Source organism: Blautia sp. St.27G3, assembly GCF_059728505.1.
This window is the reverse complement of record NZ_BAAGFO010000001.1, coordinates 194,413-217,429: the sequence shown is the minus strand read 5'-3', so window position 1 is coordinate 217,429 and position 23,017 is coordinate 194,413. Positions and strand designations below refer to the sequence as shown.

Annotated in this window: 30 protein-coding genes and 2 pseudogenes; 9 read left to right on the top strand and 23 right to left on the bottom strand. The window is 46.0% G+C overall.

The annotated features are described in order from the left end of the window. The first annotated feature begins 1 nt into the window (after position 1). From AC6I2O_RS00990 to AC6I2O_RS00960, 7 genes are all read left to right on the top strand, one after another. Positions 2-763, top strand: a complete 762-nt coding sequence (locus AC6I2O_RS00990; protein ID WP_497741554.1) for an ABC transporter ATP-binding protein — start codon at positions 2-4, stop codon at positions 761-763. Next, positions 750-2,480, top strand: coding sequence for an FtsX-like permease family protein (locus AC6I2O_RS00985; protein WP_497741553.1), 1,731 nt, complete (start codon positions 750-752; stop codon positions 2,478-2,480). The genes AC6I2O_RS00990 and AC6I2O_RS00985 overlap by 14 nt, the downstream gene beginning before the upstream one ends. Positions 2,481-2,730: 250 nt before the next feature. Beyond that, positions 2,731-2,919 carry a nucleotidyltransferase substrate binding protein gene (locus tag AC6I2O_RS00980; protein ID WP_497741552.1) on the top strand — a complete coding sequence of 63 codons (189 nt, stop codon included), beginning with the start codon at positions 2,731-2,733 and terminating at the stop codon, positions 2,917-2,919. Between the two features lie 124 nt (positions 2,920-3,043). After that, a complete protein-coding gene (locus AC6I2O_RS00975; RefSeq protein ID WP_120391445.1) occupies positions 3,044-3,697 on the top strand; it encodes a DUF3786 domain-containing protein in 654 nt (217 codons plus the stop codon). Between the two features lie 56 nt (positions 3,698-3,753). Then, complete coding sequence (locus tag AC6I2O_RS00970; RefSeq protein ID WP_497741551.1) at positions 3,754-4,284, top strand: GNAT family N-acetyltransferase; 531 nt, start codon at positions 3,754-3,756, stop codon at positions 4,282-4,284. A gap of 246 nt (positions 4,285-4,530) precedes the next feature. Then, entirely contained in the window at positions 4,531-6,942 is a 2,412-nt protein-coding gene (locus AC6I2O_RS00965; RefSeq protein ID WP_497741550.1) for a LuxR C-terminal-related transcriptional regulator, read from the top strand. A 24-nt stretch (positions 6,943-6,966) separates the two neighbouring features. Further along, a complete protein-coding gene (locus AC6I2O_RS00960; protein ID WP_497741549.1) occupies positions 6,967-7,851 on the top strand; it encodes a hypothetical protein in 885 nt (294 codons plus the stop codon). On the opposite strand, the gene AC6I2O_RS00955 is transcribed toward AC6I2O_RS00960, so the two are convergent. From AC6I2O_RS00955 to AC6I2O_RS00935, 5 genes and pseudogenes are all read right to left on the bottom strand, one after another. Next, positions 7,835-9,346: a recombinase family protein gene (locus AC6I2O_RS00955; RefSeq protein ID WP_002575864.1), complete on the bottom strand. Its 1,512-nt coding sequence runs from the start codon at positions 9,344-9,346 to the stop codon at positions 7,835-7,837. The two genes, AC6I2O_RS00960 and AC6I2O_RS00955, sit on opposite strands and share 17 nt — an antisense overlap. 94 nt (positions 9,347-9,440) lie before the next feature. Further along, positions 9,441-9,596: a hypothetical protein gene (locus AC6I2O_RS00950; protein ID WP_002575863.1), complete on the bottom strand. Its 156-nt coding sequence runs from the start codon at positions 9,594-9,596 to the stop codon at positions 9,441-9,443. A gap of 40 nt (positions 9,597-9,636) precedes the next feature. Then, entirely contained in the window at positions 9,637-10,581 is a 945-nt protein-coding gene (gene mobV / locus AC6I2O_RS00945; protein ID WP_002575862.1) for a MobV family relaxase, read from the bottom strand. A 173-nt stretch (positions 10,582-10,754) separates the two neighbouring features. After that, positions 10,755-11,150, bottom strand: coding sequence for a replication initiator protein A (locus AC6I2O_RS00940; RefSeq protein ID WP_002575861.1), 396 nt, complete (start codon positions 11,148-11,150; stop codon positions 10,755-10,757). A 111-nt stretch (positions 11,151-11,261) separates the two neighbouring features. Beyond that, positions 11,262-11,674: pseudogene (locus AC6I2O_RS00935) on the bottom strand (cysteine-rich VLP domain-containing protein). A 229-nt stretch (positions 11,675-11,903) separates the two neighbouring features. Here AC6I2O_RS00935 and AC6I2O_RS00930 point away from each other — a divergent pair. Both AC6I2O_RS00930 and AC6I2O_RS00925 read left to right on the top strand, forming a co-directional pair. Continuing rightward, a complete protein-coding gene (locus tag AC6I2O_RS00930; protein WP_497741548.1) occupies positions 11,904-12,032 on the top strand; it encodes a hypothetical protein in 129 nt (42 codons plus the stop codon). Positions 12,033-12,248: 216 nt separating this feature from the next. After that, positions 12,249-12,907 (top strand): annotated as a pseudogene (locus tag AC6I2O_RS00925) (helix-turn-helix domain-containing protein); the annotation flags it as partial. Between the two features lie 1,422 nt (positions 12,908-14,329). On the opposite strand, the gene AC6I2O_RS00920 reads toward AC6I2O_RS00925, so the two are convergent. The 18 genes from AC6I2O_RS00920 to AC6I2O_RS00835 all read right to left on the bottom strand — a co-directional run bounded on the left by AC6I2O_RS00920 (position 14,330) and on the right by AC6I2O_RS00835 (position 23,000). Next, positions 14,330-14,695, bottom strand: coding sequence for a hypothetical protein (locus AC6I2O_RS00920; protein ID WP_497741547.1), 366 nt, complete (start codon positions 14,693-14,695; stop codon positions 14,330-14,332). A gap of 207 nt (positions 14,696-14,902) precedes the next feature. After that, entirely contained in the window at positions 14,903-15,322 is a 420-nt protein-coding gene (locus AC6I2O_RS00915; RefSeq protein WP_497741546.1) for a hypothetical protein, read from the bottom strand. Beyond that, the gene (locus AC6I2O_RS00910) at positions 15,297-15,926 is read right to left on the bottom strand and encodes a hypothetical protein (RefSeq protein ID WP_497741545.1); all 630 of its coding nucleotides are present in this window, start codon (positions 15,924-15,926) and stop codon (positions 15,297-15,299) included. Before AC6I2O_RS00910 ends, AC6I2O_RS00915 begins: the two co-directional genes overlap by 26 nt. Positions 15,927-16,028: 102 nt before the next feature. After that, positions 16,029-16,262 carry a hypothetical protein gene (locus AC6I2O_RS00905; protein WP_497741544.1) on the bottom strand — a complete coding sequence of 78 codons (234 nt, stop codon included), beginning with the start codon at positions 16,260-16,262 and terminating at the stop codon, positions 16,029-16,031. Continuing rightward, a complete protein-coding gene (locus AC6I2O_RS00900) occupies positions 16,262-16,474 on the bottom strand; it encodes a forkhead box protein (RefSeq protein WP_130435800.1) in 213 nt (70 codons plus the stop codon). The genes AC6I2O_RS00905 and AC6I2O_RS00900 overlap by 1 nt, the downstream gene beginning before the upstream one ends. Before the next feature lie 15 nt (positions 16,475-16,489). Further along, positions 16,490-17,041, bottom strand: coding sequence for a hypothetical protein (locus AC6I2O_RS00895; protein WP_497741543.1), 552 nt, complete (start codon positions 17,039-17,041; stop codon positions 16,490-16,492). Next, the gene (locus tag AC6I2O_RS00890; protein WP_497741542.1) at positions 17,038-17,637 is read right to left on the bottom strand and encodes a hypothetical protein; all 600 of its coding nucleotides are present in this window, start codon (positions 17,635-17,637) and stop codon (positions 17,038-17,040) included. Before AC6I2O_RS00890 ends, AC6I2O_RS00895 begins: the two co-directional genes overlap by 4 nt. Beyond that, a complete protein-coding gene (locus tag AC6I2O_RS00885; protein ID WP_130435798.1) occupies positions 17,630-17,794 on the bottom strand; it encodes a histidine kinase in 165 nt (54 codons plus the stop codon). The genes AC6I2O_RS00890 and AC6I2O_RS00885 overlap by 8 nt, the downstream gene beginning before the upstream one ends. Positions 17,795-17,910: 116 nt before the next feature. After that, positions 17,911-18,462 (bottom strand): cell wall hydrolase, encoded by a 552-nt coding sequence (locus AC6I2O_RS00880; protein WP_497741541.1) that lies wholly within the window; start codon positions 18,460-18,462, stop codon positions 17,911-17,913. A 118-nt stretch (positions 18,463-18,580) separates the two neighbouring features. Continuing rightward, on the bottom strand, positions 18,581-19,546 hold the full coding sequence (locus AC6I2O_RS00875; RefSeq protein ID WP_497741540.1) for a DUF6353 family protein: 966 nt from the start codon (positions 19,544-19,546) through the stop codon (positions 18,581-18,583). A 2-nt stretch (positions 19,547-19,548) separates the two neighbouring features. Next, positions 19,549-19,800, bottom strand: a complete 252-nt coding sequence (locus tag AC6I2O_RS00870; RefSeq protein WP_130435795.1) for a DUF3310 domain-containing protein — start codon at positions 19,798-19,800, stop codon at positions 19,549-19,551. A 12-nt stretch (positions 19,801-19,812) separates the two neighbouring features. Continuing rightward, positions 19,813-20,433 carry a hypothetical protein gene (locus AC6I2O_RS00865; RefSeq protein WP_130435794.1) on the bottom strand — a complete coding sequence of 207 codons (621 nt, stop codon included), beginning with the start codon at positions 20,431-20,433 and terminating at the stop codon, positions 19,813-19,815. A gap of 16 nt (positions 20,434-20,449) precedes the next feature. Further along, positions 20,450-20,638, bottom strand: coding sequence for a hypothetical protein (locus tag AC6I2O_RS00860; protein ID WP_130435793.1), 189 nt, complete (start codon positions 20,636-20,638; stop codon positions 20,450-20,452). An 81-nt stretch (positions 20,639-20,719) separates the two neighbouring features. Then, positions 20,720-20,992 (bottom strand): hypothetical protein, encoded by a 273-nt coding sequence (locus AC6I2O_RS00855; protein ID WP_497741539.1) that lies wholly within the window; start codon positions 20,990-20,992, stop codon positions 20,720-20,722. A gap of 68 nt (positions 20,993-21,060) precedes the next feature. After that, positions 21,061-21,831 carry a DUF6353 family protein gene (locus tag AC6I2O_RS00850; RefSeq protein WP_497741538.1) on the bottom strand — a complete coding sequence of 257 codons (771 nt, stop codon included), beginning with the start codon at positions 21,829-21,831 and terminating at the stop codon, positions 21,061-21,063. Positions 21,832-21,910: 79 nt separating this feature from the next. Further along, positions 21,911-22,459 (bottom strand): DUF6273 domain-containing protein, encoded by a 549-nt coding sequence (locus AC6I2O_RS00845; RefSeq protein ID WP_497741537.1) that lies wholly within the window; start codon positions 22,457-22,459, stop codon positions 21,911-21,913. 29 nt (positions 22,460-22,488) lie between these two features. Beyond that, positions 22,489-22,794, bottom strand: a complete 306-nt coding sequence (locus AC6I2O_RS00840) for a hypothetical protein (RefSeq protein ID WP_120484280.1) — start codon at positions 22,792-22,794, stop codon at positions 22,489-22,491. Positions 22,795-22,829: 35 nt separating this feature from the next. After that, positions 22,830-23,000, bottom strand: coding sequence for a hypothetical protein (locus AC6I2O_RS00835; RefSeq protein ID WP_166545148.1), 171 nt, complete (start codon positions 22,998-23,000; stop codon positions 22,830-22,832). Positions 23,001-23,017: the final 17 nt, after the last annotated feature.

Genomic DNA, 23,017 nt, shown 5'->3' with positions numbered 1-23,017 from the left:
TATGTTAGCACTTCATGCAAGCAATATTTCAAAAAGTTATAAATCATCAGGTCAAACAATAGAAGTTTTGCGCCATGTAGATCTGCAAATTGCCAGTGGTGAAATGGTCGCCATCATGGGACAGTCCGGAAGCGGTAAAACGACGCTTCTGCATGTGCTCGCAGGCGTGGATGTACCAGATAGCGGAACGGTGGAACTGGGAGGGGAGGATTTTAGCGGATTAACAGAAGAGGAAAAAGCATTCTTTCGAAGAACGCATATAGGTATGGTTTTTCAGGATTTTCAATTGCTGGAGAGCCTGACAGTGAAAGAAAATATTCTGCTGCCTTTAATTTTGAATCAAAAGGACGTTTACTGGCAGGATAAGGCATTGAAAAAAGTGATGGAAGCACTTGAACTGGCGGAGTTTGCAGATAAAAGGATTGCAGAGTTGTCCGGTGGGCAGAAGCAGCGGGTAGCAATTGGAAGAGCATTGATTCATGAACCGGGAATTGTGTTCGGGGATGAGCCGACTGGAAGCCTGGATTTGAAAACGACCAGGGATGTTATGTGCTGCATGGTACAGATGAACCGGAAGTTCGGCAGCAGTTTTCTGCTTGTGACACATGATGCGTATGCAGCGTCTTATTGTGACAGAGCGCTCCTTTTGCAGGATGGAAAATTGAAATCAGAAGTCAGAAAGCAGGAGAGCAATGCATCATTTCGGGAGGACATTCTGAACATGTGGTGTTGTCTGGGAGGTGAAGCGGATGACTTTTTATGAGGTTTCCCAGAAAATGCTGTTGGCGAATTTTAGCAGATACCGGATATACTTTTTCAGCAATTTATTTGCTGCAGCTCTGTTTTACTGTTTTGCTTCCATTTTTACAAACCAATCATTTATGAATGGGAAGATTGTAAATCCATTGATATCCAGCAATATTTATTTTCCCAGCATTTTGGCTGCCCTGTTTTTGCTTTTCTTTCTGCCGCTTTCCTGCCAGGTGTTCGTTGCGGCCAGAAAAAAAGAGTATGGAATCCTGTTTTCCCTGGGCATGAGCCGGAGAGAGGCATTCTGGAGACAGTTTTGCGAGAATGTACTGGTAACGGCTTTGGCCCTGGCAGCAGCGTTGGCAGCAGGAACTTTGCTGTCATGGTTGTTTTTTGGAATCATTCGATATGGAATCAGCATTGTTGGAGTAAAGTGGGGATTGAGTCTGGAACCATATAAAATTACAGCGTTTCTATACCTTGTGGCTTTAGCGCCCGCGTTTATTTTTCATGCAGGTAGCATATTGCGTGAAAAAATCAGTTTTTTACTGAAAGCACCGGCTCTTTCCGAGAAGGAAGGAGTGCTTTATCGGATGTTATGCAGATGCTGTTCGGGATATATGAGGAGACATATGGCAGAGTGGTCCTTTCTGAGGCGACACAGCCGCGAATGGAGGATTCGCTCTGTGCTTGCATTTGTGATTGTTTCCTGTTCTGTTATACTGGTGAGCGTAAGTGTAACCATGAGCATGGCTTTTTTAAGAGATGCAAAAAGCTATTCACCCTACGATATGGTATATTCGGAAATGGACGAACGGCATCGGGTATTGGAAGGAAATGTAGCAGGAATTCTGGCAGAGTATGGTGTTGTGGTGGAACAGATAATTCGAATTCCATATGTGAGAAATGCCAGCTTTAATTGTTTTCCCGTGGAAAAAGTAAATCAATATTTTCAATGTGCGTATCAGGTCAAAGACGGCCAGTTCCTGAATCTGTTTCAATATGATTTGCAGGACGGATATGAGCATGAGATGCAGCCGATTTCTGAAATTACATACAATGGGAACAGGCAGCTGCGTTCGGCCGGAAGTGATGTGAGAATTTTATGGAATCAGAATCCGGCTTTTGCAGACAGGACACTGCTTGTCAGTGATTCTGATTTTGAAAAGCTCCAAAAGGATGCGGAATTTCAGGTCGGTGTGGCTCATTGGTTTTTGTTTGACCAGTGGGAGGACTCTTACGACGGAATCTGTGCAGTAAAAGAATATATGAGTGAAACGAATCAGAACGCAGAATCAGAGGCAGCCTATTATGAAGTGTCCTCAAAGGTGGAATATTATCAGGATGCACAAAAATCGGGCCGGTTTTTGATCTTTTTAATCGCATTCATAGTAGGGCTCATGATGATGGCAGAATTTTTGCTGATTCATTTTCGCATCCAGGCAGAACAGGAGGAAAATAACAGGGCGGTTCTCAGTCTGCGGATGATTGGCGTGACGGACCAGGAAGTCTTAAACGATCTGAAATATAAAAACAGGCTGCGTTTTATTCTTCCAGTGATTCTGGGGACTGTGTTTTCTTTTCTGCCGTGCTATTTTTTGAACGAAGCTTACAGTGCAGGCTTTCAGGGAGCATTTGCAGGAGCTGTATTTGGAATTGGAGCCGCGGGGGCAGAGGTTGTGATTTTAGGCTGGTATTCGAAAAGGGAATTTAAGGCAATGAAAGGCTGAGGCAGGTTTTGCGTTTTGAAAACAGGCTGAAGAACGTGCAAGGCAGCAAAGGGCTTTCCAACCAGGGAGGCCCTTTTTGTAAGAAAGTGGATGAAAATTCGGTGACAGGGCAGTGAAAATCGCTTATAATGAATTAGGAGACAGTTAGGGAATAATGATTAACAGATAAAATATTTGGTCTTGTATTCAAAGGGAGAACAAATGATAGCAGGTGGATTGAAAGAGAAGGGATTGTTTTATATGAAAAATTTTGAAATCTGCCTATCAAATCGGGATAATAAAAGACGAAAATATCTGGTTGGAGGCACTTGCAACAAGAAATAATATGGCGCATGCATATAATCAGGTGATAGCGATAGAGATTGTCAGAAATACAAAAGCAAAATATTACAATATGTTTTGCAAATTGAAAGAAGAAATAGAAAATAATTGGATTTAAATTTGGGCAGACAAGGCTGGCGCAGGATGATGGTACACAGAAAGTTTTATAAATTTTGATTTATAGCATGGCTGTGGCAAATGCTTAAACTTGCGGAAAACAGTGTGAAAAATGAGACAATTTTATGCGGGGAACAAAAATGGAAGCGAAATACAGGATCTCCAATTACGAAAAAATGAAAGATGATATGGCAACTGTGTTTTTACAGTACGATCAGGAAAAAATGATCCGAAAGTTTGCACTGGAGCACGACGAAACATACCTTTATATTTCTTTTGTTGGGAGAAAGTATCGCATTAATCGTCTGACAGGCAGTGTAGTCTGGTCGGAGGATGCTTTTCGGACAGAGCAAATGGCAGATTACAATGAAGCTATGACCATATATGACGTGCTGTGCTATTCCAAAGAATCGTGTCAGCCTGCAAATGAGTGGATCAATGTGGGAAGTCTTTCCGGCATTCAAGGTGGAACCCTGGCAAAAGGAAGCAACTTCTTTCAGGATGCTGGTGCATATTTTGACGGGAAAACACGATTGTTGATTCAGGCATGTGAGTCATTGGGAGGAAGAAGAGTAAAAAAAGGAGATGTGGCATTTGAACTGGATTTGTTTCCGTTTCTTACAATAGCACTGCATTTCTGGGAATCCGACGAGGACTTTCCCGCAAGTTTGCAAATTCTGGTGGATAAAAACATTCTTGATTATATGCATTATGAAACAGTAATGTTTGCGGTCACACATGTGCTTGGCTGTTTAAGAAGTAAGTGTGAAGTGCTTTGATCACTTTCCGGTTTAGGCAGGCAAATCAAAGACAAAATAGTTTTGGGGGTTATAGAATGAATTTGAAAATACGCAAAGCGGTACCGGAAGATCTTGAAGGTGTGGCAAAAATTTATGAAAAAATTCATTTGGCAGAGGAAAAGGGAGAGGCGCAGATCGGATGGGAAAGAGGCGTCTATCCGGAGAAGGCTACAGCACAGGAGGCTCTCGCCAGAAATGATTTGTTCGTTGAAGAGCTGGACGGCAATATCGTTGGCACAGCAATATTAAATCAGGCACAGGTCGATATCTATGAGAAAGCGAATTGGAGATATGATGTACCTGCAGAGCAGGTAATGGTAATGCACACGCTTGTCGTAGACCCGGATATCAAAGGGAAGGGACTTGGCAGAGCTTTTGCAGAGTTTTATGAAAAATATGCAGTGCAGCAAGGCTGCCATTATTTGCGGATTGATACGAATGAGAAAAACACAAATGCCCGGAAGTTTTACAAAAAACTGCAGTACGAAGAAATTGATATTTTGCCATGCACTTTTAATGGTTTGGAAGGGGTTAACCTGGTATTGTTGGAAAAAAGGATAGAATGAAGACAATGGATTGACTGATATAACGAGAAATCAAATAGATTCGAAAACGGACGCGTGGTATGACACCGGGATGGTGATGTGCCATGCGTCCTTGTTTTTGAAAAAGTCTGCAAAAAGGGAAAATAGTAAGCCTGGCTATCCGTTTGGAGAGTGGACTTGTTCATAAGGATAAAGTAAAATAAAAAATATATATAATAAAAAATCAGGGGAATTGTTACCAAGAATGTAAAAAGAAGGTGGGGGTAGTTGGATAAAAGCTATATAGCTCCGGAGGTTGCGCTTCGGAAACTGAGGGCTGCGCGGGGCTTGCAGCAGACGATATATATTTACGGAGCGACCGGCTACGGCAAAACAGAGCTTGTACGGCAGTATCTCTCTAATCGCAGATATCAGTATTTTTCCTGCAGGGAAGACAGAGAAAAACCGGAAGAAATATTTAGCTTTTGGCCGGAGCGTGAAAAGGGAGCTGGGAAACCGCGTGAAAAAAGAAACACAAAAGATCAGGCTTCCGTCATTGTAGTGGATGACCTTCATTTGCTGAAAAGCGAGGAGGGACGCGCGCAGATTCTGGAAACGATTGGACGCGGGGAGGTATGGCTGATTTTGATTGGCAGGAGTCCCATGCCGCTCTGGTTGATGCAGACCTATGTAAAAGAAGGCTTTCTGATTGTTACAGAAGAGGATCTGCGCCTCAAGAAAAAAGAAATTGCAGAATATTTCCAGAGGCAGCAGCTTTCTTTTACAGAGGAGGAGGCTGCGTACGTTTGGGAACAGACCCAGGGAAACGGCTACGTGGTACGGCACACGGCACTTAAGATGCAGGAGGGAAAACGGCCGGGCCCGCAGCTGACACAGGAGATTCAGGAAGCTTTTGTAGATTATCTGGAAAGCTGTATTCTTGTTGAATGGGACAGCGATTTGCTGGAATTTCTGATGAAGATCAGTGTGGTAGAAGAATTCACCTTGCCGATGGCGGAGCTGGTTTCGGGAGACAGCAGAGTATCAGAGCTTTTGGAACGGGCTTTGGAGGCGGGGAATTTTCTGACTTGTGAAGAAGGTGTTTACCGGCTCCGTCCGGAGCTGGTGGGTGCGCTCCGAAAAAGGGCGGCAAAAGTATTTGGTTCTGATAAGATGGCGGATTATGCTTATAATGCAGGGCTGTATTATGAAATGCATGATCAGATTGTACCTGCGCTTGTGATGTTTGAACAGTGCGGCAGAAAGGAACGCGTAAAAGATTTGTTGATTCGCAACGCGCGCTTGAATCCGGGTAACGGACATTATTTTGAACTGCGCCGGTATTATTTACAGATGCGGGAAGAAGAGGTAGAAGAAAGTGCTGTTTTAATGGCAGGGATGAGTATGCTGTATTCGTTGCTGTTGCAGGAAGACGAGAGCGAATACTGGTATGACAAACTGAAATTGTTTGTGCAGAAGACAAAAGGAGGCCAGAGGCGGGAAGCACTGAGCAGACTTGTTTATCTTGACATAGCGCTGCCTCACCGCGGGAGCATAGATATGCTTGAGATTATGAAACGGGTTCCTTCCCTGCTGTTTGAACGGGGCATTCGGCTGCCGGAATTTTCGGTCACGAGCAATTGTCCGAGTACGATGAATGGAGGAAAAGATTTTTGCCATTGGAGTAAAGATGACCGGAAGCTGGCAGTTACGGTTGGGAGACTTGTTGAGCGGGTACTGGGGCGTTACGGAAAAGGGCTTGTAAAGGCTGCCCTTGGCGAAAGCCTGTATGAAAAGGGTGGAGATACGTATGAAATACTGACTCTTCTGACACGCGCGCAGATGGAGACAGAAGGCAGCGGGATGATGGAGATAGAATTTGCCGCTGTTGGCCTGCAGGTACGCCTGAATGTTTTTCACGGGGAAATGCAGACTGCCAAAGCGCTGCTCGGCGCTTTTGATGGAAAGGTACGGGAACAGAGAGCCCTGCAGCTTTTGCCTAATATAGCGGCTTTGAAGTGCCGTCTGGCGTTGTATGAGGGTGACAGGAATACGGTGGAAACCTGGATGGAGACAGCACCAGATGAGAAAAAGGAATTTTATGTGATGGAGCGTTACCGGTATTTGACGAAGGTGCGTTGTTATATATTTGCAGGGGCTTATCTTGAAGCACAATCCCTCCTGGAAAAACTGAGGTATTACGCAGAGAAATTTCACCGTATTTATATACGTATGGAGGTCAATCTGCTTTCTGCAATTGTAAAGCAGCGTATGGGAGGAGAATGGAAAGAAGACTTTCTGGCAGCTCTCAAAGAGGCGGGGAAGTATCGTTTCTTTCGTCTGATCAGTGAAGAGGGAGCAGCGGTAAAAGCGCTGTTTGCATCTGCGGGACGGTCTTTTTTGGAGCAGGAGCTGCCAGATAAAGAATGGTTCTCACGCCTGTTATTGGAAACCGGGGAGGTGGCAGTGCGTTATCCGGTTTATCTGAAACGACAGCTTGCGCAGATGCCGGATTTCTGTGAGACGGCATTAGCCATTCTTCGGTTACAGGCAGAAGGACTGAGTGTGAACCAGATTTCGGAGCGGCTTTCCATGAAAGCAGCAACCGTGAAATATCATACAAAAGAGAATTACCGGAAGCTTGGAGTGTCGGGGAAAACGGATGCTGTGCTGGCTGCACGGAATCTTGGGATTTTATAGAAAACGAAACTAGGAGGAATAAGGATGCAAGAATCAGGAAAAAGGTTTCTGGCAATTCTGGTTAGCGCAGCTATGCTGACTGCAACAGCCGGAGCACCGGTTAGCGCGGCAGAAAAAGAAGAAATAGCGGCCGCATTGGAAAACGGGGAACAGAAGGCTACAGAGACGGCAGAAATATCGAAAGAGGAGGCCGTGACCTCAGAGACGAAAGCATCGGAGGAAACAGAGACAAAACCGGAGGAAACGGAAACGCCAAAGCTGCCAGAGACATCAGATACGTCCGAAGGACAATCAGAACCAGAGACACCGGAAATGCCGCAGCAGTCGGAAGTGTCGTCAGAAACAAAGCCGCCGAAGACAGAGGAGACATCAAATGTGTCTGAAGGACAATCAGAATCAGAGACTTTGGAAACACCGCAAGGGCCGAAAGAGCCATCCGAAAATGGGAAGCCAGAGACTGTAGATACATCAGATAAACCTGAAACACCATCCGAAACGCCGGGAATTTTGAATATGACACAAGCCCCGGCAGCGGAATCTGCCGGGCTGCCTGACACGGATACATCTGTACCGGAAGTTTCAGGAAAAACGGTACTTTCCGGTGAGGAGAATACATCGGGAATGATTGATGTACCAGAACCGTCTGAATTATCAAAGCCGGAGTTTTATGCGCTCAATGATGCGTTTGAAGTGGACGGAATCAAATATAAGGAAGTCGGAGCAGGCAGGGTTCGCCTGATGGAAGGCAAACAGGCAAGCGGGAACCTGGTTATACCGGAAATGGTCAAAAAGCCCGGAACACAGAAAGAATATCGGGTGGTTTCGATTGAAGGAAAGTACAGTTTACAAGGGACTACACAGGGTAGGTATCTGACGGGAGGGGTGCCGCCAGTCAGATTTTCCATGTGATGTTCAAGCTGTCGCTTGTGGCGGCTATGGTGGTGATCATCAAATCCACCACACGCCGCTTGTCATCAAAAGATACATTCTCCCAGGTATCGAGGTAGCCGGAAATCTGGCTGACCTGTTCCGGGCTGATGGCCTCCACAGTCAACTCCGCTATCCTTGCCAGAAGTTCCTGCTTGCGCCCGTCCAGTTCCGCTATCTTCACATTCACATAGGAGAACAGGACATTGTTTGCCCCCGTCAGACTGTCCACCAGCTTTTCAATCTCGCTGTCTACATGGGCAAGTTCCACTTGCAGGGCGGTGATTTTCGGGTTTGCCTTTGCCGCTTTCTTTTTTCCTGTCAGCGTCTTGTAGCTTGCCAGCTTCTTTACCATCTGCTGATAAACAACCGCTTCCAGTTCCGAAGTGATGATTTTCCCACAGCCAGGACAGCTTTTATTGTCCAGCCGTTTCGTGCAGCGGAGATACTGTTTGCCGGAGGGATTGTAGATACTCATAAGAGCATACCCGCAATTCCCGCACTTGATTTTTCCTGCCAGCCATGTGTGGGTGGCTTTCCGGGCAGACTGGATTTTCATGTTGTTCATCAGCTTCTTGCGGCAGGTCAGCCAGGTGTCGGAGGGGACGATACCCTCATGGGGAGCCAGTACCAGCATTTGGTCTTTTAAGTCGTTTTTCTTGCTGGCCTTTACATCTCGCCCTTGATACAGATAGCAGCCGTTCATGCCCGTAAAATCGGCAACGTCATTGACAATGACTGTACCTTGACTTTTGAAAAATTCGTACACATCAAGGTCTGCCTGCACATAGACAGGATTGCGTAACATCTGCGCCAGCGTGGGGCGTATCAGCTCTTTGCCATGGAACAAAATCCCCTGTTCGGCAAAGTACCGGGTAATGTCCCCGTAGGAAGTTGTGGGCTGGGCGTACATCTCAAACATCAGCCGGATATTGGCCGCTTCCTCCGGGTTTACCACCAGCTTCTTTGTGTTGATACCGTCCATCTTGATAGGCTCCGTATGGAAGCCGTAAGGGGCTTTCCCGCCCATCTTAAAGCCCCGCTGACTGCGGGAGTAGTAAGCGTCCGTTACCCGCTTCTGTATCGTTTCCCGTTCAAGCTGGGCGAACACGATACAGATATTCAGCATGGCCCGTCCCATCGGCGTGGAGGTATCAAACTTTTCCGTAGAGGACACAAACTCCACATTGTACTGCTGGAACAGCTCCATCATGTTGGCAAAGTCCAGAATGGAACGGCTGATACGGTCGAGCTTGTAAACCACGACCTTTGCAATCAAGCCCCGCTTGATGTCCCGCACCAGTTCTTGAAACTTCGGACGGTCTGTGTTCTTGCCGCTGTACCCTTTGTCTGTGTATTCCTTGCAGTTACCGCCTTTCAACTCGTATTTGCAAAATTCAATCTGGCTTTCAATGGAAATGCTGTCCTTTTTGTCTACCGATTGTCTTGCATAGATTGCGTCTATCCGATTGTTCATATTGTCGCTCCTTTTCTTAAAAAAGAAACGGAGCTGCTGACAGTTCTATTATACCGCCAGCAGCCCCGCAAATCAATGATGGGTTTGGAAAACCTTATGTCCCGGCTTCCTCACTCTCCCGCTTGTCGGCGTACTTGCGGAACACCTCATAAAGCTGCTGTTCCAGTTCCCGGCGTTTGGCTGCTTCCTGTTCCGGCGTGAACACCGGGGAGAGATTTTCCAGTGTGATTTCCTTTCCCTGAAAAGTCACGATTTCGATTTCCTTTTTGTATCTGATATTACTTATAAGATCACCTTTCCTTTCCATGCTGCCGCTGTTGCCGTTTCAGTTCCGCTAAAATCTCCGGCGGGATACGGTCAACCAGCCGCCGCATATCGTCCAGTTCGCTTTTTAACTTCGCCCGTTCCATCGTGTCATTCATCTTGCCTTTTTCGCTGGCCTTTGCCCTGACTTCCAGCTTTTCATTTTCCGCTAACAAGTCATTGATTGTGACCTTGTATTTTTTCAGTTGCCCGGAGAAGTTCTCCATCTGCGGAAACCACTTTTTCAGCATGGAGAGGGCTTCCTCTTTCTTCTTTCCGGCGTTCAGCGGGGTAATGCCGGAGAGAACCGCTTCAATGGCCCTCGCCTGTTTGGAGAGGTTGACCGCCTGTTTGAACAGCCGGGTGGGGATATGCTTCCGGCCCGTCTTGCTGGCGCTTTCCCCACGCTCCAGGTCGGGGTACTGCTCCACCATACAGGCGTGAAAATCGTCCTGCCACTTCGTCAGATTGGCCCGGTTGCCGATAATTTCTTTGGCGCACAGGCGGTTGTCCTTTGTCAGCGGCACAAAGACCAAGTGCAGATGGGGCGTTTTTTCATCCATGTGTACCATAGCCGAAACGATGTTCTCCCGGCCCACCCGGTCAATGAGGAAGTCCGCCGCCCTCTGGAAGTAGGCCGCTATCTCCTTTGGGGACTTGCCCTTGAAAAACTCCGGGCTGGCGGTAATCAGCGTGTCCACAAACCGAGTGCTGTCCTTGCGGGTGCGGCATCTGGCCTGCTCGATGCGGCTCTGAATGAAATGGTAGTAGCGGCCATCCGGCTTGACGATGTGGAAATTGTACTTGCTCCGGCTGGTGTCAATGTCCGGGTTGCTGGCGTACTGCTCCTTTTTCCGTTCATGGTGGGCTTCCAGCGGCCCCGCCGGGTGGCCCTTGTGCTTCTCAAATCGCAAAATTGCGTGTTGTGCCATTGAACTCCTTTCCCCATTCCATTCCTTTCCGGCGGGTTTTCCCGCCGAAAATATCTCTGATAGGATTGGAATGGAATGAATGTAAATAGATGGTTTTAATCTCTGTATTTCTATATACCGTCAGATTTCCGTACTTCAAGAGGATTGATTTTCGTACTCGCCAAGTACGGTTTTCAGCCCTCCGGCGTACCATAACCGGATTTCTTGAAGTCGGTGTTTGGAACCGCTTCATAGGATTTCGGGTAAATGCGGTTGGGTTTTCCACAGCCCTGTTTCTGGATTTCCACCAGCCCCGCATACTGCAACTCCCGCAGGGTGTTGACCGCTTTCTGCCGCCCGCAGCGGAGCAAAGCGACCACCTCGCAGATGGGGTAGTACAGGTAGACCCGCCCGTACTCGTCCGCCCAGCCGTTCTTCCGGGACAACTCCGCCCGGCGCAGGACAAAGGCATACAGCACCTTCGCTTCGTTGCTCAAGGGCTGGAATGTGGGTGCTTCAAAAAGGAAATTGGGGAGCCGGGTGAAACTGAACGCCTTTTCCGGCTGGTGAATATAAATCGTGTTTGTCATAGCGTGTTTTGTGGACGGTTAGAGGCCCGTTTTCCGGGGCGAATGATAAATGATACCAGCCGCCCCGGTTGAGGGCTTGCGGAGCCTTGCAAATCAAGGCTTTTCCCGCTCTTAACTGTCCACAGCAGACCTCCTTTTCCGTTCACTTTCTGTTTTCTGCCGCCTGTGAACTCTGGCGGCGCAGTCCGGGCAGTATTTGCCCCGGTTTGGACTTCGGGGACGAACACACCGCCGCACTCCGCACAGCGTTTCAAGTCCCTGTCCCGGTAAATCTCCGCTTCCAGCGTCCTGTCCAGCGGCAAGACCGCCCAGCGGAACCACTTGCAGCAGACGGAGAACGAAATCATCTGCGGACAGGCGCAGGTGTCGCCATCGTCCAGCGCAAGGCAGTTTCCGTCCTCGCAGTTGCAGCACTCCGGCGTATCAGGCCGCTGGCTCGTCTCTTCTGGGGCGGGTTATGCGGTAGGGGGAGCCGTCCGGCTGTGTTCCAGCGCGGCAGGTTGTTGATAGGGTCTTTTGCTCATGCGTCCCTCCGTTTTCTTTGGCGTGTTCTGTTTCCAAGGTGCTTGTCCATCGATGAACTATCCCAAGTCTACACCTTTTTGACCGGCCTGTGCCGTATTATCCAAGAGTAGGAAATCAGCCTGAAAAACTCCCTATTTCCACGCTCTCGGATTTGTGATATAATCAAAAAAAGATAAAAGACAAATTCAGGTTTCTGGTCTTCTTGCACAAAATAAAGGAGGAGCTATTATGCAAATTGTTTATATTCCAAGCGAATCAATGTCTGTTCAAGGTAAAAAAGATGAAATCTATAAAAGATATGGGAAAGACTGGAATATTAGAGAACAGGGGAGGAGGGTAACGGAAATTGGTTGTTGACCAGAAAAAGTGATGTGCTTGTAGATGGAAAAAGTTATCGTACTTTTGTACTTGAACACTACGGTAAATCCAAGCTGACAGCGAAGCTTGTTGATAAAATTTCGTGAAGATGTAGCAAATGGTAAAATAAAACTGTAAATGCCTATGCCGTTAGCTATGAGCATAGTACATAGCATAACGGCTTCTCTTTCGTTGAGCTAGCAAGGAGGGGTGAATATGTCTTTATCCATACAAGAGCGATTAAAAGACCTACGTGTGGAGCGTGGCTTGACGCTGGGGCAAGCTTGCGGAGCAGACCGGGCTTTCCAAGTCTGCGCTGGGCAGTTACGAACGGAAGACTTCAAGACATCAGCCACTATGCCCTTATCGCGGCTGGCGAAGTTTTACGGTGTGACCGCTGATTATCTGCTGGGGCTGTCTGAAATGAAAAATCACCCAAACGCCGATCTTGCAGACCTGCGTTAGAGATTGAAATGATTGACCTGCTGAAAAGCGGGAGGATAGACAATACCCTGCTGTGTGAGCTGGCGGCGCACCCGGATTTCCCCGGCTGATGGCTGACCTTGAAATCTATGTGAACGGAACGGCACTGAAACAGGCGCAGGGTGCAAACGCCATAGTGGACACGATGAGCGCAACTGTTATAAAAAGCATAATCCTGGCATGAGTGATACGCAGTTAAGACAGCTTATCACCGCCCATATTGATGAGGACGAGTTTTGCCGCTATGTGATACAACGGGACATAAACGGGATTGCCCTTGCTCTGCGGGAAACACACAAGGACGATTTTTTCAGCGTCCAGAGGATAACCCGCTAAAAGAAATGCTGGAAACTGCTGGTGAAATCGTCAGCCAGGACAGCGACACGGAACAAGATTCATGCTTGATGCTTACACGCCCTTCGACAATATACCGAAATGCTCTTGTGAATTTCACGCCGAATAGGACTTCTGCAATTGCGCTGTGAGGATGCATCGAAGAAATATCCAGTAATGCAACATTTCCGTACATACCCGGCTCAGCATAGACATACCCGCCTTCGCCAACTTCTTCATCGCGATAAGTGGATTTTCCATTTTCGAACTTGTATCCTGGAAAATATGGAAGGAGACTTCCTGCTTCGCCGTGAGTACGTTCCATCATTTCTGGACACGCTTCGGCAAGGAATGAATAGGTTTCCTCGTCCAAATCATGCACCGGTTCTGCCAGATTACGGTAGTGGAACTGATCCTGCGGCTTTCGGTTATTTCCAAATATAATTCTGGTAGTTAGGCTGTTCGTCGTGTCGTTGACGGTCATATCCGCCAAATCCGCCAGAATCTGCCTTGCCGTCCAATCCGCTTTCAAGTAAACAAAAGACGCCTCGGTAGCAATTACATCGTTATCACAGTATTCGGCAACCTTTGTCCAAAGTTCTTCCGGTACAGGTTGATCCCACGGTAAGCCAAGCTCCTGGTGATGGGTTCCCGCTTTGATGATTCTAATTTCGTCATCGGAAAACCCTTTCTTTTTCAGCTCCTTTTCTGTGACATTTCCCATTTCGATTTCCAACTTCTTCAGGCTTTTTTTGTTTCCGGCAGAAGCGAAGTCATAAACGTCTGTATAACTGACATTGTAGGCTTCTCCGAAGAAACAATTTGCGCTGCCATTGATAATTTTCTGGGACAGATTATAGAGCTGCTCGTTTGAATATCCCATAAGCCGGGCGTACAGAATATGATTGTCATACCTGCGGCAATTAAATCCAACTAAACGGAACCTCATTAAGTCCTCTATCTCAGATGGCGTCGGGTTAATCATCCGTACAACCGGCTTTCCCTCACCTTCGATTTTCCAGTTTACAAGAAACAGGTTGGGAAAGACCTCAACGTCATAAAATATCAGTTTCGCATTCTCATTTTTCACGGCTGTGGACGTGTCGGCAGATTTAAACTGCATCTTGTTTACCAACTTGATACAGTAATCAGCCTGATGAGAACTGTTCGCTGCAAATGCCAATACTGCATTCCTCATATCCGTGACATCATATTTTAAGTCACTGGAATATGCATCCTCCAGTATTTTGTAAATAAAGTCGATACTGGGCTTAGTACCCGGATGAATCTCTTTGTTGAGATTACGTTTTATCAGTGTTCTAAGCCCTTTCTCGCTTTGAACTGCTTCAAAATTTACCATTTTATTTTCTCCTTTCAGCGGTAAACCAGAGCTAATTGTCGCGATAGGCAGGTTGTTGCATTTCGACACTTTTCGTCTTAATGAACTGTTGCCTGTGAACACCTTAACTTCTACATGGTCATCATAAATGCGGCTCAGTCTTGCCGGATCTCCCGGTATAAATATAATGCAGATGCACTCCGCATCCGCTTTTACTGAGTTCCGCATAAGTTGGCGGCCATTTACTTGCTTCTTCTACATTCCTTTCAAAAGATTTATTTCCCTCCTCGTCCGGAATATCAAAATCAATTACGATATGGTTTTCGGGAACCTTGACATAGTGTAATTGTGAAGTATCCAAAGAGGCCAAGGTTGTTTTGACATTCGCCCACTTTTTCCCAGGCGTACCAGCATCTGTTCCGTATTGGGGCCGGGCAGGTTTCACATTCCTTGTCGAAAACAGATTCTGCTCTTTGAACTCGATGGATGTTGGTTTTTGTTTCCGCATTTTCACCTGCCGGATTTTTTTCGGTTTCAAATTTCTCAGTCCGAAATCCGGAATAGTAACTGCGAACCCGCGAACCATCTTCAAGATTGAACCGTTCCTTATAGTCCCGAAAATAGTTTTTCAATTCCTCCTTAAAGATTCTTTGGGAGAATGGAAAAGATACCTTTGCTTCGTCGCAGTAAGTCTTGTACATCTCCCATGCCGCTTTCATTGTCGTCCCGTCTTCTTTTTTGAACACATGGTATGAATCAACAATGAAGTTATAGAAATCATTGGACGCCCCAAGCATGGCAATCGGAATATAATCGTCATACATACCCGCGCGGATAAATATACTTCCTGACAGTGATACGCAATCGCCCCCAGTTCAAACCCAACCCGCTTCACAATGTCTTTGTAATCGTTCGGATTCAGTTTGTTACCTGTTGGCGAAACATCTATCAATCGCCGAATCAAACCGGATTTCGCGTCCGTAATCTTCACCGGTTTATTTGTCCCCATAAAGAGAAAACACTTGAACCGGTTGGAGTAGGTCGATTTAAACTTTTCGTTCACCGTCATAAGTTCATGAGAAACCAGACTGTTAAGCCTTGTGTTATCTTCAATTCTGGACAAGTCGCCCGTCATGCTGGATCGCCACAAGAGGATTGCTCTTAAACGCCTCCAACGCAAAAGAATTACTGGATGAACCCAGTGCTTTCGCATCAAATACCGAGTAATACCCTTCAAAGAGCTGCTGAATGATGTTCAGCACTGTGGATTTACCCGTTCCTGCGGCTCCATATAACACCATGAATTTCTGCAACCGTTTGGATTCTCCAGACACAATCGAACCAATCGCCCATTCAATCTTCTGCCGTTCTTCCTCAGAATATAAAGTTGACATCAACTTTTCATAAGCAGACAAATCGCCAGCTTCAAGCGGATAATTCAGCTTTTTACTGGCGTAATCTTTTTTGTTGGTCTCTGTGTTGGAAAATATAAGTTTTTCGTCCAGCATATGAAATGAATCCCGCATCTGTTTTTGACAATACTTGTGCCAAGAATCAATCATTCCGGATTCTGCATCCCACATATGCAGGACTTTTATATCGGAGTCAAAGCGCCGGCGGTTTTCTTCTGCATATCTATCCAGTTCGCAGTCAATGAGCTGCAAAGCATCCTGCTCGTCCGTAGACCATAAACCACGTTCCTCAATCCAGATAGCGTAGAAGTCACCACCTCGAATCATCAGATCGGAGCTTTTTTTTAATAATGAACTTCGGATAGATTTCTATTACACCACGCTTTGTACTACGTGTTGAAATCATCAAAAAGTCGATCATCGCATTTTTTACTCTCCTTCCGAGCGCTTTAATTCCTCAATCTCATTTCTGAGTTCCTTTATTTTTTTGTTCTGTTCCCGGCGGTCCAGTTCCGTAATAACCACATAAGCAGTGATGGCGCCGACCCAAATCCCAACATTGCGGTTAAACCTGCTCTGATACTTGAGTGTTCTGCGAATTTCTTTAATCGCCGTTTCCGATGACCGTAAATTTCCAAAAATATAACCAAGCATTTCGCACATCAGCCTTTTCCTCCTTTCATGTCCTTGATAAAACTTTTAACGGTTTCAAACCGCCAATCGTCTTTGCCGCCATAGGTAAATATAAACTCTGCTCCATTGGTCTGTCTGACCCGAATGCTGTTTTTACCGTTTGGAAACCATGCGGCGGCGTTCTCGCCCGCATAAAGCGGAAAATATAATTCAAACCATTTATACACTTCGTTGTGAGTCATACGAAACCTCCCAAACTATACGATTTCGTCTAAGTACCAGCACATCTGATACCAGATTTCAACCGTTCTTAAATCCCGTCGGCAATGTTCCACCGTAAACAGGCCGCCCTCTCCATTTCGTTTGTATCTCCGGTCTAAGAATCTTTGAACGATTTCCTCCGCATAATCCTCATCAAATCTCGCATCGGTCAGTTTCCTTAAACCAAGATTCTCAATCATACCCCAGAACCATTGTCCGGTCCGATTCCCGATATCCGGGTCGTCCATAATATGTTCTTCACAACGAATAGCGAGGGCAATCATCATTTCCAAAACGCTACAGGGACTATTATCCAAATAGCTTGAAATCATGGCGTTTTCGTATGAATTCTCGTAGCCAAACCGATACCGGAGATCTATCCCATCTTCTTCCCGGTTTCCATCCATTTCAATCGTGTAATTAAAATCCACGTTACGAAGAAACCGCAAAAGTTTTTGATAGGACAGACCTCTGGTATACCGGCGGTTGCATACGAGCCGACACATCCAATCGAAGTATTCGCTATTCAGCTCGCTCCTTGTCATCATACCTCCATCTGATGCGGCCTCTGTTTCATAACGTCTGAATAAGTCCTCTGGTCCAGAAGAATTTCATAGTCGCATTTCAGCCTGTCATTTCTGACAAATACCGAATCGTCCTCAAACTCCCCGAAATGGGTCAGAGATTCAAGACCTACAACATTATCCACATCGTCTACCTTTTCATCGTCTTCATCTGCCAGAACCTGGTCCACATAGTAACTGAGACTGATTCTCTCATAATCCTCAAACTCGCCAAATTCTTCCGGTGAGATTACATAGGGTTTAATCTCCATCGTTTCCTGCTCCTCTTTTTTCTGTTCGGCGCCCACGTTTGAATAGTTGGTATACCCATCCCGTTCCAGCCTTGCAGCATATTCGGTAATATCCGGTTTTTCCTCCGGCTTACCAATCTTTGCCGTCTGCGGCTTAGGAGCTGTAATTTCAACATCCGCAGCCGATTCCCGTCTGGAAAATATCTCCTTTACCGAATCAATTTCCTCCTGGGCAATCTGTTCATATTTTTTCCTGGTATACTGCCAGGTTACTATGGAGCCAATAGCCGCGCCCAAAACAAACATCACGAACCCCGTTGCTTTACTCATTTTCTTCGTCCTCCTCGTTTTTGATAGTCATTACCGTAAGCGCCAGTCCTCCGAAGAGTAAGGAAACGCTCAGCAGAATACCGCCGGTAATGTGCCTTTTTCTTTTTGTATCCAGCACATAATCGAGCATGGATATCAAATTCCCAATACCATCCACGATTACTGCTCCTTTCCGCCGGATAATACGGCAAGCCCACCGACAAAACAGATTCCGGCCATAGCAGCCAGTGTATAAGATACCAATGTTAAAAAACCGTTCATAAGAATCACCTTTCATTCATAACTCGAAAAATAATGGTTTTCTACCTGAAACATGGGAACGCCGTAATCGCTGTAGCAACCAGCGGTAAAGAATATAACATCGTAGTTTGTCCGAACCTCCAGTTCTTCTTGGACAAGCTGACAAATATCCTCCCTTACTTCACAGCGGTCTACACGTCCGTTCCACATTGAAGAAAACTGATACGGCTGATAAATAACATCATAGGTTGTATCAGGAAAATACTCTGAGTCCATACGGTTAAGTATGGTGTCGATTACCAATCGCTTTCCTTTTTCGCATTCTCCTTCAGCCTCTGCCATCGTTACTAACGCTATCAGCGAAATATCTTCCTCCGATAAAAGTTCTTCCTTTGTAACTTCTTCCACATTTGACTCTGAGATTCCCTCTATCGGAATATAAGTAACCACCGGCATAGATACCGGAATGATTTCTATTGCCTGTGAATCAGCAGGGATTTCACTTCCGGCAGAGTGTGTAGTGATTGAAAATATCAGAATCATACACAAAGAAAAAGCCGTAGCTATTGCAGTTATTTTTTTCATGTACATCTCCTTAAAAATATCCGGCTGCCCTCCGCCAGTCTTTAGAACCAAACCAAGGGCAGTCAGTCATGTCCCGATATGGATTTCCTGAGCCAAAACCATCCAATCCATCTGTCAGTCACATCAATTCCCAGATGTTTCCGTCCACATTGAAGTCGAGAAGGATAGCCGGATCAGCGCCGTTTACAAAGTCCGAATAGCTCAGATTATCCGCATACAAACCAAAATCAACATAGTTATCGCCGATGGGATGTTCGGCGTCATAAACCCATCCAACAACCTGGCCGGCCTTTGTCGGGGGCAGTCCCAGCATGTCATAAACATCGTTCAGGAAAAGGCGCTTCTTTGCCCGGAGCAAATCGTTGGCATACTTCTCCTGTGCTTTCAGGAACATCAGATTGTATTCATTGTTGCTTTCCCAATGAGGGTTCAGGACACTGTTTCCGTCTTCATCCATCGTATACTTCTCAAAGAACCGGGCGTATCCGCTTACATCAGACGGATTCACGACAAAAGCGGTCTTCTTCACTTTCTTTTCCTTGCCGGTTTCCTCGTCAATAACGGTTTCGCTTACCTTTTCCGCCTTGATGTTATACTTTAGTTCCCGGTCAATCTCCTTACCAAAGCGCTCAATAACCCGTTTCCGGTATTCTTTGAAGCTCTTGTCCACTGTCGCATAGGCCGCTGCCAGCGCTACATTCCGCTTACGAAGAATATTGTTCGATGCCAGAATGCTGGTGATGGATAAAGTTCCAAGAGCTACAGCCGGAGCATACAGCTTAGCCAATTTTACCCCGGTCTGAAGATAGACAACCGACAGATCCTTTTTGGAATCCTCGATTGAGTAATCCTCGCCAGCCTTTGTTACGCCCTTTTCTGTTGCATCGTGGATCTCATCCACGTCGTTCTTAGTCTTGTCGATGATTTTTCCGACCTTCGTTGTCGCCCGGCACGCCATAACTGTACTTGCCACCGTTCCAACGATACCCGCCACAATGAGAATCTCCGGGCTGTGTTTCTTCAACTGAAATCCGACTTTATTGAAGGTTCCGCTTACCTTCGTCACAATCTCTTCTTTTTTCATGGTTAAATAGTCTCCTTTTCCAAATTTTTAAGATGATCGATAAGATGCTGCGTGTACCACATGATTTTCTCTAAATCCTGGATTCCGTTCTTTTTCTTCCAGCGGCACGCATATTTGATGATGTTACCGGTATCCACTGCTTCGATACCCTTGAGATCAAATGTGAAAGCCTCTATCGCCTGAATCACTTCCAGACCTGTTTCCGACTGATAGTGATCCGGATGGGATACCATTTTATCGTTTGATTCATACATGATAACCCCTCCTTAATTCAGTGGCAGTGCCTTAGGTAATTTGAGAATATAACCATCTCTCACCCGAACAGGCTTGCATCCGCTAATATCTGTCCAGCCGTACTTATTCACGGCATAATTGTTTGTTGATACATCAGCGAGGTCATACAGGTCTCCAACACTGACAACTCCGTATTGACTGATAATGTCATTCATGGCATCGAGAACGGATTCCGCATCCCCACGGGTTTCAAATATAATGTCATCATAGTCATACCCGCTTCGGGTTCCAGACGAGCGATAATCCCGCCTCCGGTCCGATTCCCTGTCATAGAATTTTCCGTAGGATACCTTGGAAGCGGTTGAATTTTTCTTGGTGCGGCCCGTTTCTCCATACAGAATCATGTCAATCCCGTTTGTCACTATATCAGAGATGGCTTTCTTTACCGCCGGTACCAGCACCTCCATAATGATATAAGATTTGACATTCCCGACATCCTCGGAGATAAAGACATCTGCGAACTTCTGCATTTCACCTTTCTTTTTTGATTTCGCAGAGCCGGTGATTACTTTCCCCACTTTTTTCTCAGGCAAAGCATCGGATTCTCGCTGTTCCTCTTTTGATTTATGAGAATTCGGCTTGTACTCCTCCATTTACTTTCTCCTTTCCCTAGACAGCAATCAGCTTCCCAGGTAACGTAATTTTCGTATTAGGAAGTCTGTTGTGCTGCTTTTTAAATTGATATACAAGGTTACTCCTTGCTTTTTTCTCAGACACGGCATAGGTGGTTGATTTCCAACGATGCGCTACACAGTTTTCAAATTCCATAACCGGTCCATCATACGCATACTGGTTCATATAGCACCTCCTTGCAAAAAGGAAAAGGGAAAGCACCTTGTTTCAGGCACTCTCCCTCGTCCGAACCCTGTTTTCTAATCCTTATTCCGGATTTTCAACACTTTCTCCGCTTACGATAGCTGCTTCCTCGAAGTCATCGAAGTCGTCCTGCATAACCGTCTGCTTGTTCAGCTTGCGGGCCTTGATACGTGCTATCGTCGGGTCGATGATGTACTTACCAGCCACATAGCCGGCGATAAACACCAATCCGAAAACAGCCGCGGTCTTAAATCCGCTCACGGAACTTGCTTTAACGATTTCCTCAGTAGTGGTTTCCATAACCTCTTCGTTCGTCATAATTTCATTAGCTTCCATTTTTGTTCTCCTTTCATAGTTAGAAAAATAGGTGGTTCTTCCATTAAAGACATTGTTTTTTTCGCGTATTAGCCGTTGCTGAAATCGTATCTCGGAGCAATATGATACTCAATTACGAGACAGGGAGTCCCATCGTCAGCCAATTGAGAGCTGAATGACACATCAATATATCCCTGGTCAATATTCCAGCCGAGTTCATCGCCAAGGAGAGTCCCGTTCAAACCGATTTCATAATAGAACTCGTTCAGGGAAATATACATCTCGTCCCGCATCCGGAGATTAAGTTCATTGACAGCTTTCTTGATCTTGTCAATATCCGACTTAAAATATCGTCCAGACACGGTATCGTAGCAAAGAGTATTTCCTCGCTCAACGATAACCACTTCACGATTGCTTACTGGATTCTTCTCGATTTTGTCCTTGGCGACCGCATCCCGTATACTCTGTTCTTTCTTCTCTCCGATGGTCTCTACTACTTTCTCCTGATACTCTTTCAAAGCGGACTCCGAGAGTGTATAAGCCGTGGCAAGAGCAGCCCGACGCCTCATATTTACTGAACTGGCTCCGATTAAACAAGCTATCGAAACAGTTCCTATAACAGCCGTCGGAATATAACAAGCCCATGCAGCCTGAACGGTTTCTTTCGGTGTAAGTTCATTTACCTCCAGCTCATCTTTCTTTTCTTCAATAAGAATTAAAGCCTTTGGTGTAGCCCGGACCGCCAGTACGGTTGTTGTAATCATTCCGGCAATCCCGATTCCGGTTAGAATTTCCGGACTGTGTTTTTTCACGGCAGTTTGCATGTTTCGAATAGTTGCCGCTATTGTTTTTTTGTCCATTGATGTTCTCCTTTCGATTCTGGTCGCACATAAGCGCATCCCCTTTCAAAAATATAAAACCGCCCACAAGGGGCGGCGATTATTTAACCAACCAGAACTCCGGACGAACCCCACCAGAGGCCGAAGCGCCGCCGGAGCCCGTATAGCCACCGGCGCTCACACGAGCGAAATAAGCCGAAGAAATGTTTTTCTTAGTAGCATTGCGGAGCCACCACCAACACCAGTCATCCTCAAAATCACAGACTCTGTTTCCGCGCCGCTTCATAAGCTCGAACTGTTCATCATTATCCGGCTCAAAGTTTTCGTAAAAATCGTCATGGCCGAAAATCTCCCCGTATGTAGGAAGCGTAATCTCGCGGATTCTGGTTCTCAGCTTTTCCGGCATTTCCGGAAGAACCGTTTCGCGGAGCCACCTGCACATATCCGATTTATCGAAACCACCCTCATTGGTGTTGGTCTCATTCATCGGATGCCGGGCGATAACCTCGTCAAACAGGAAAAGAATTCCCTTGTCCGTCACTCTCTGAGCCGTGGCCGTAAACTTTCCGAAGCCGCTCAGCCTCACCGTAATCTGATCTCCTACACAAATTTCGTTTGTCTTGAACAGCACCTTTCTTGCTACCTTCATGATTTTTTTCTCCTTTCAATTTTGGCTAATTATTTCAAACATCTTGTAATTTCCAAGATGTCTGTTGCTATTTCATAGGCAACATTAAATATCTGCCTGTCTCTTTTATCAGCGTGGTCTTTCATAGAAAATTCTCGTGTCTTTGTTGCGAAGTCCGAAATGATATCAATTGGGTCTTGTTCCGGATTTTTGCGAATACAATTCAAGAGTTCGTTTCCAGCCCATCGTTGATAACTAACTTCCTTGAACCAATGCTTATCCCAACTTCGTTGTGGTTCTGTGAAATCGAAAATATAATCCTCAATAATCAAAATAACCTGTTCATACTTAGACATAGCTCTCCCCTTATAACAGAAAAGAAGAGTCCCTGTTAGGACTCCTCAATTTCGTCATCTCTTTTGGCAAGTGCTTCGTTTACTTTTTCTTCGATTTTTTCATCCATCTTCTGCTCGTTGACCCAATCGGTTACAAGCGTTGCCGCCACTCCTATAAAAGTCGCCGCCAGACCAAGAACTTTAATCAATTTACTCTTAGTAGCCATAAAGCGATTACCTCCTT

What these genes read in the sequence shown, in the direction of transcription:
- AC6I2O_RS00940 (WP_002575861.1), bottom strand. Translation starts at nt 11,150, where the DNA reads ATGACAAACACGATTTATATTCACCAGCCGGAAAAGGCGTTCAGTTTC.
- AC6I2O_RS00845 (WP_497741537.1), bottom strand. Translation starts at nt 22,459, where the DNA reads ATGAAGGTAGCAAGAAAGGTGCTGTTCAAGACAAACGAAATTTGTGTA.
- AC6I2O_RS00890 (WP_497741542.1), bottom strand. Translation starts at nt 17,637, where the DNA reads ATGAGTAAAGCAACGGGGTTCGTGATGTTTGTTTTGGGCGCGGCTATT.
- AC6I2O_RS00915 (WP_497741546.1), bottom strand. Translation starts at nt 15,322, where the DNA reads ATGACGGGCGACTTGTCCAGAATTGAAGATAACACAAGGCTTAACAGT.
- AC6I2O_RS00835 (WP_166545148.1), bottom strand. Translation starts at nt 23,000, where the DNA reads ATGGCTACTAAGAGTAAATTGATTAAAGTTCTTGGTCTGGCGGCGACT.
- AC6I2O_RS00920 (WP_497741547.1), bottom strand. Translation starts at nt 14,695, where the DNA reads ATGCGGAAACAAAAACCAACATCCATCGAGTTCAAAGAGCAGAATCTG.
- AC6I2O_RS00930 (WP_497741548.1), top strand. Translation starts at nt 11,904, where the DNA reads ATGCAAATTGTTTATATTCCAAGCGAATCAATGTCTGTTCAAGGTAAA.
- AC6I2O_RS00985 (WP_497741553.1), top strand. Translation starts at nt 750, where the DNA reads ATGACTTTTTATGAGGTTTCCCAGAAAATGCTGTTGGCGAATTTTAGC.
- AC6I2O_RS00905 (WP_497741544.1), bottom strand. Translation starts at nt 16,262, where the DNA reads ATGTGCGAAATGCTTGGTTATATTTTTGGAAATTTACGGTCATCGGAA.
- AC6I2O_RS00900 (WP_130435800.1), bottom strand. Translation starts at nt 16,474, where the DNA reads ATGACTCACAACGAAGTGTATAAATGGTTTGAATTATATTTTCCGCTT.
- AC6I2O_RS00840 (WP_120484280.1), bottom strand. Translation starts at nt 22,794, where the DNA reads ATGTCTAAGTATGAACAGGTTATTTTGATTATTGAGGATTATATTTTC.
- AC6I2O_RS00865 (WP_130435794.1), bottom strand. Translation starts at nt 20,433, where the DNA reads ATGGAGGAGTACAAGCCGAATTCTCATAAATCAAAAGAGGAACAGCGA.
- AC6I2O_RS00975 (WP_120391445.1), top strand. Translation starts at nt 3,044, where the DNA reads ATGCGGGGAACAAAAATGGAAGCGAAATACAGGATCTCCAATTACGAA.
- AC6I2O_RS00960 (WP_497741549.1), top strand. Translation starts at nt 6,967, where the DNA reads ATGCAAGAATCAGGAAAAAGGTTTCTGGCAATTCTGGTTAGCGCAGCT.
- AC6I2O_RS00970 (WP_497741551.1), top strand. Translation starts at nt 3,754, where the DNA reads ATGAATTTGAAAATACGCAAAGCGGTACCGGAAGATCTTGAAGGTGTG.
- AC6I2O_RS00850 (WP_497741538.1), bottom strand. Translation starts at nt 21,831, where the DNA reads ATGGACAAAAAAACAATAGCGGCAACTATTCGAAACATGCAAACTGCC.
- AC6I2O_RS00880 (WP_497741541.1), bottom strand. Translation starts at nt 18,462, where the DNA reads ATGAAAAAAATAACTGCAATAGCTACGGCTTTTTCTTTGTGTATGATT.
- AC6I2O_RS00860 (WP_130435793.1), bottom strand. Translation starts at nt 20,638, where the DNA reads ATGAACCAGTATGCGTATGATGGACCGGTTATGGAATTTGAAAACTGT.
- AC6I2O_RS00895 (WP_497741543.1), bottom strand. Translation starts at nt 17,041, where the DNA reads ATGATGACAAGGAGCGAGCTGAATAGCGAATACTTCGATTGGATGTGT.
- AC6I2O_RS00870 (WP_130435795.1), bottom strand. Translation starts at nt 19,800, where the DNA reads ATGTATGAATCAAACGATAAAATGGTATCCCATCCGGATCACTATCAG.
- AC6I2O_RS00875 (WP_497741540.1), bottom strand. Translation starts at nt 19,546, where the DNA reads ATGAAAAAAGAAGAGATTGTGACGAAGGTAAGCGGAACCTTCAATAAA.
- AC6I2O_RS00855 (WP_497741539.1), bottom strand. Translation starts at nt 20,992, where the DNA reads ATGGAAGCTAATGAAATTATGACGAACGAAGAGGTTATGGAAACCACT.
- AC6I2O_RS00955 (WP_002575864.1), bottom strand. Translation starts at nt 9,346, where the DNA reads ATGAACAATCGGATAGACGCAATCTATGCAAGACAATCGGTAGACAAA.
- AC6I2O_RS00990 (WP_497741554.1), top strand. Translation starts at nt 2, where the DNA reads ATGTTAGCACTTCATGCAAGCAATATTTCAAAAAGTTATAAATCATCA.
- mobV (WP_002575862.1), bottom strand. Translation starts at nt 10,581, where the DNA reads ATGGCACAACACGCAATTTTGCGATTTGAGAAGCACAAGGGCCACCCG.
- AC6I2O_RS00910 (WP_497741545.1), bottom strand. Translation starts at nt 15,926, where the DNA reads ATGATTCGAGGTGGTGACTTCTACGCTATCTGGATTGAGGAACGTGGT.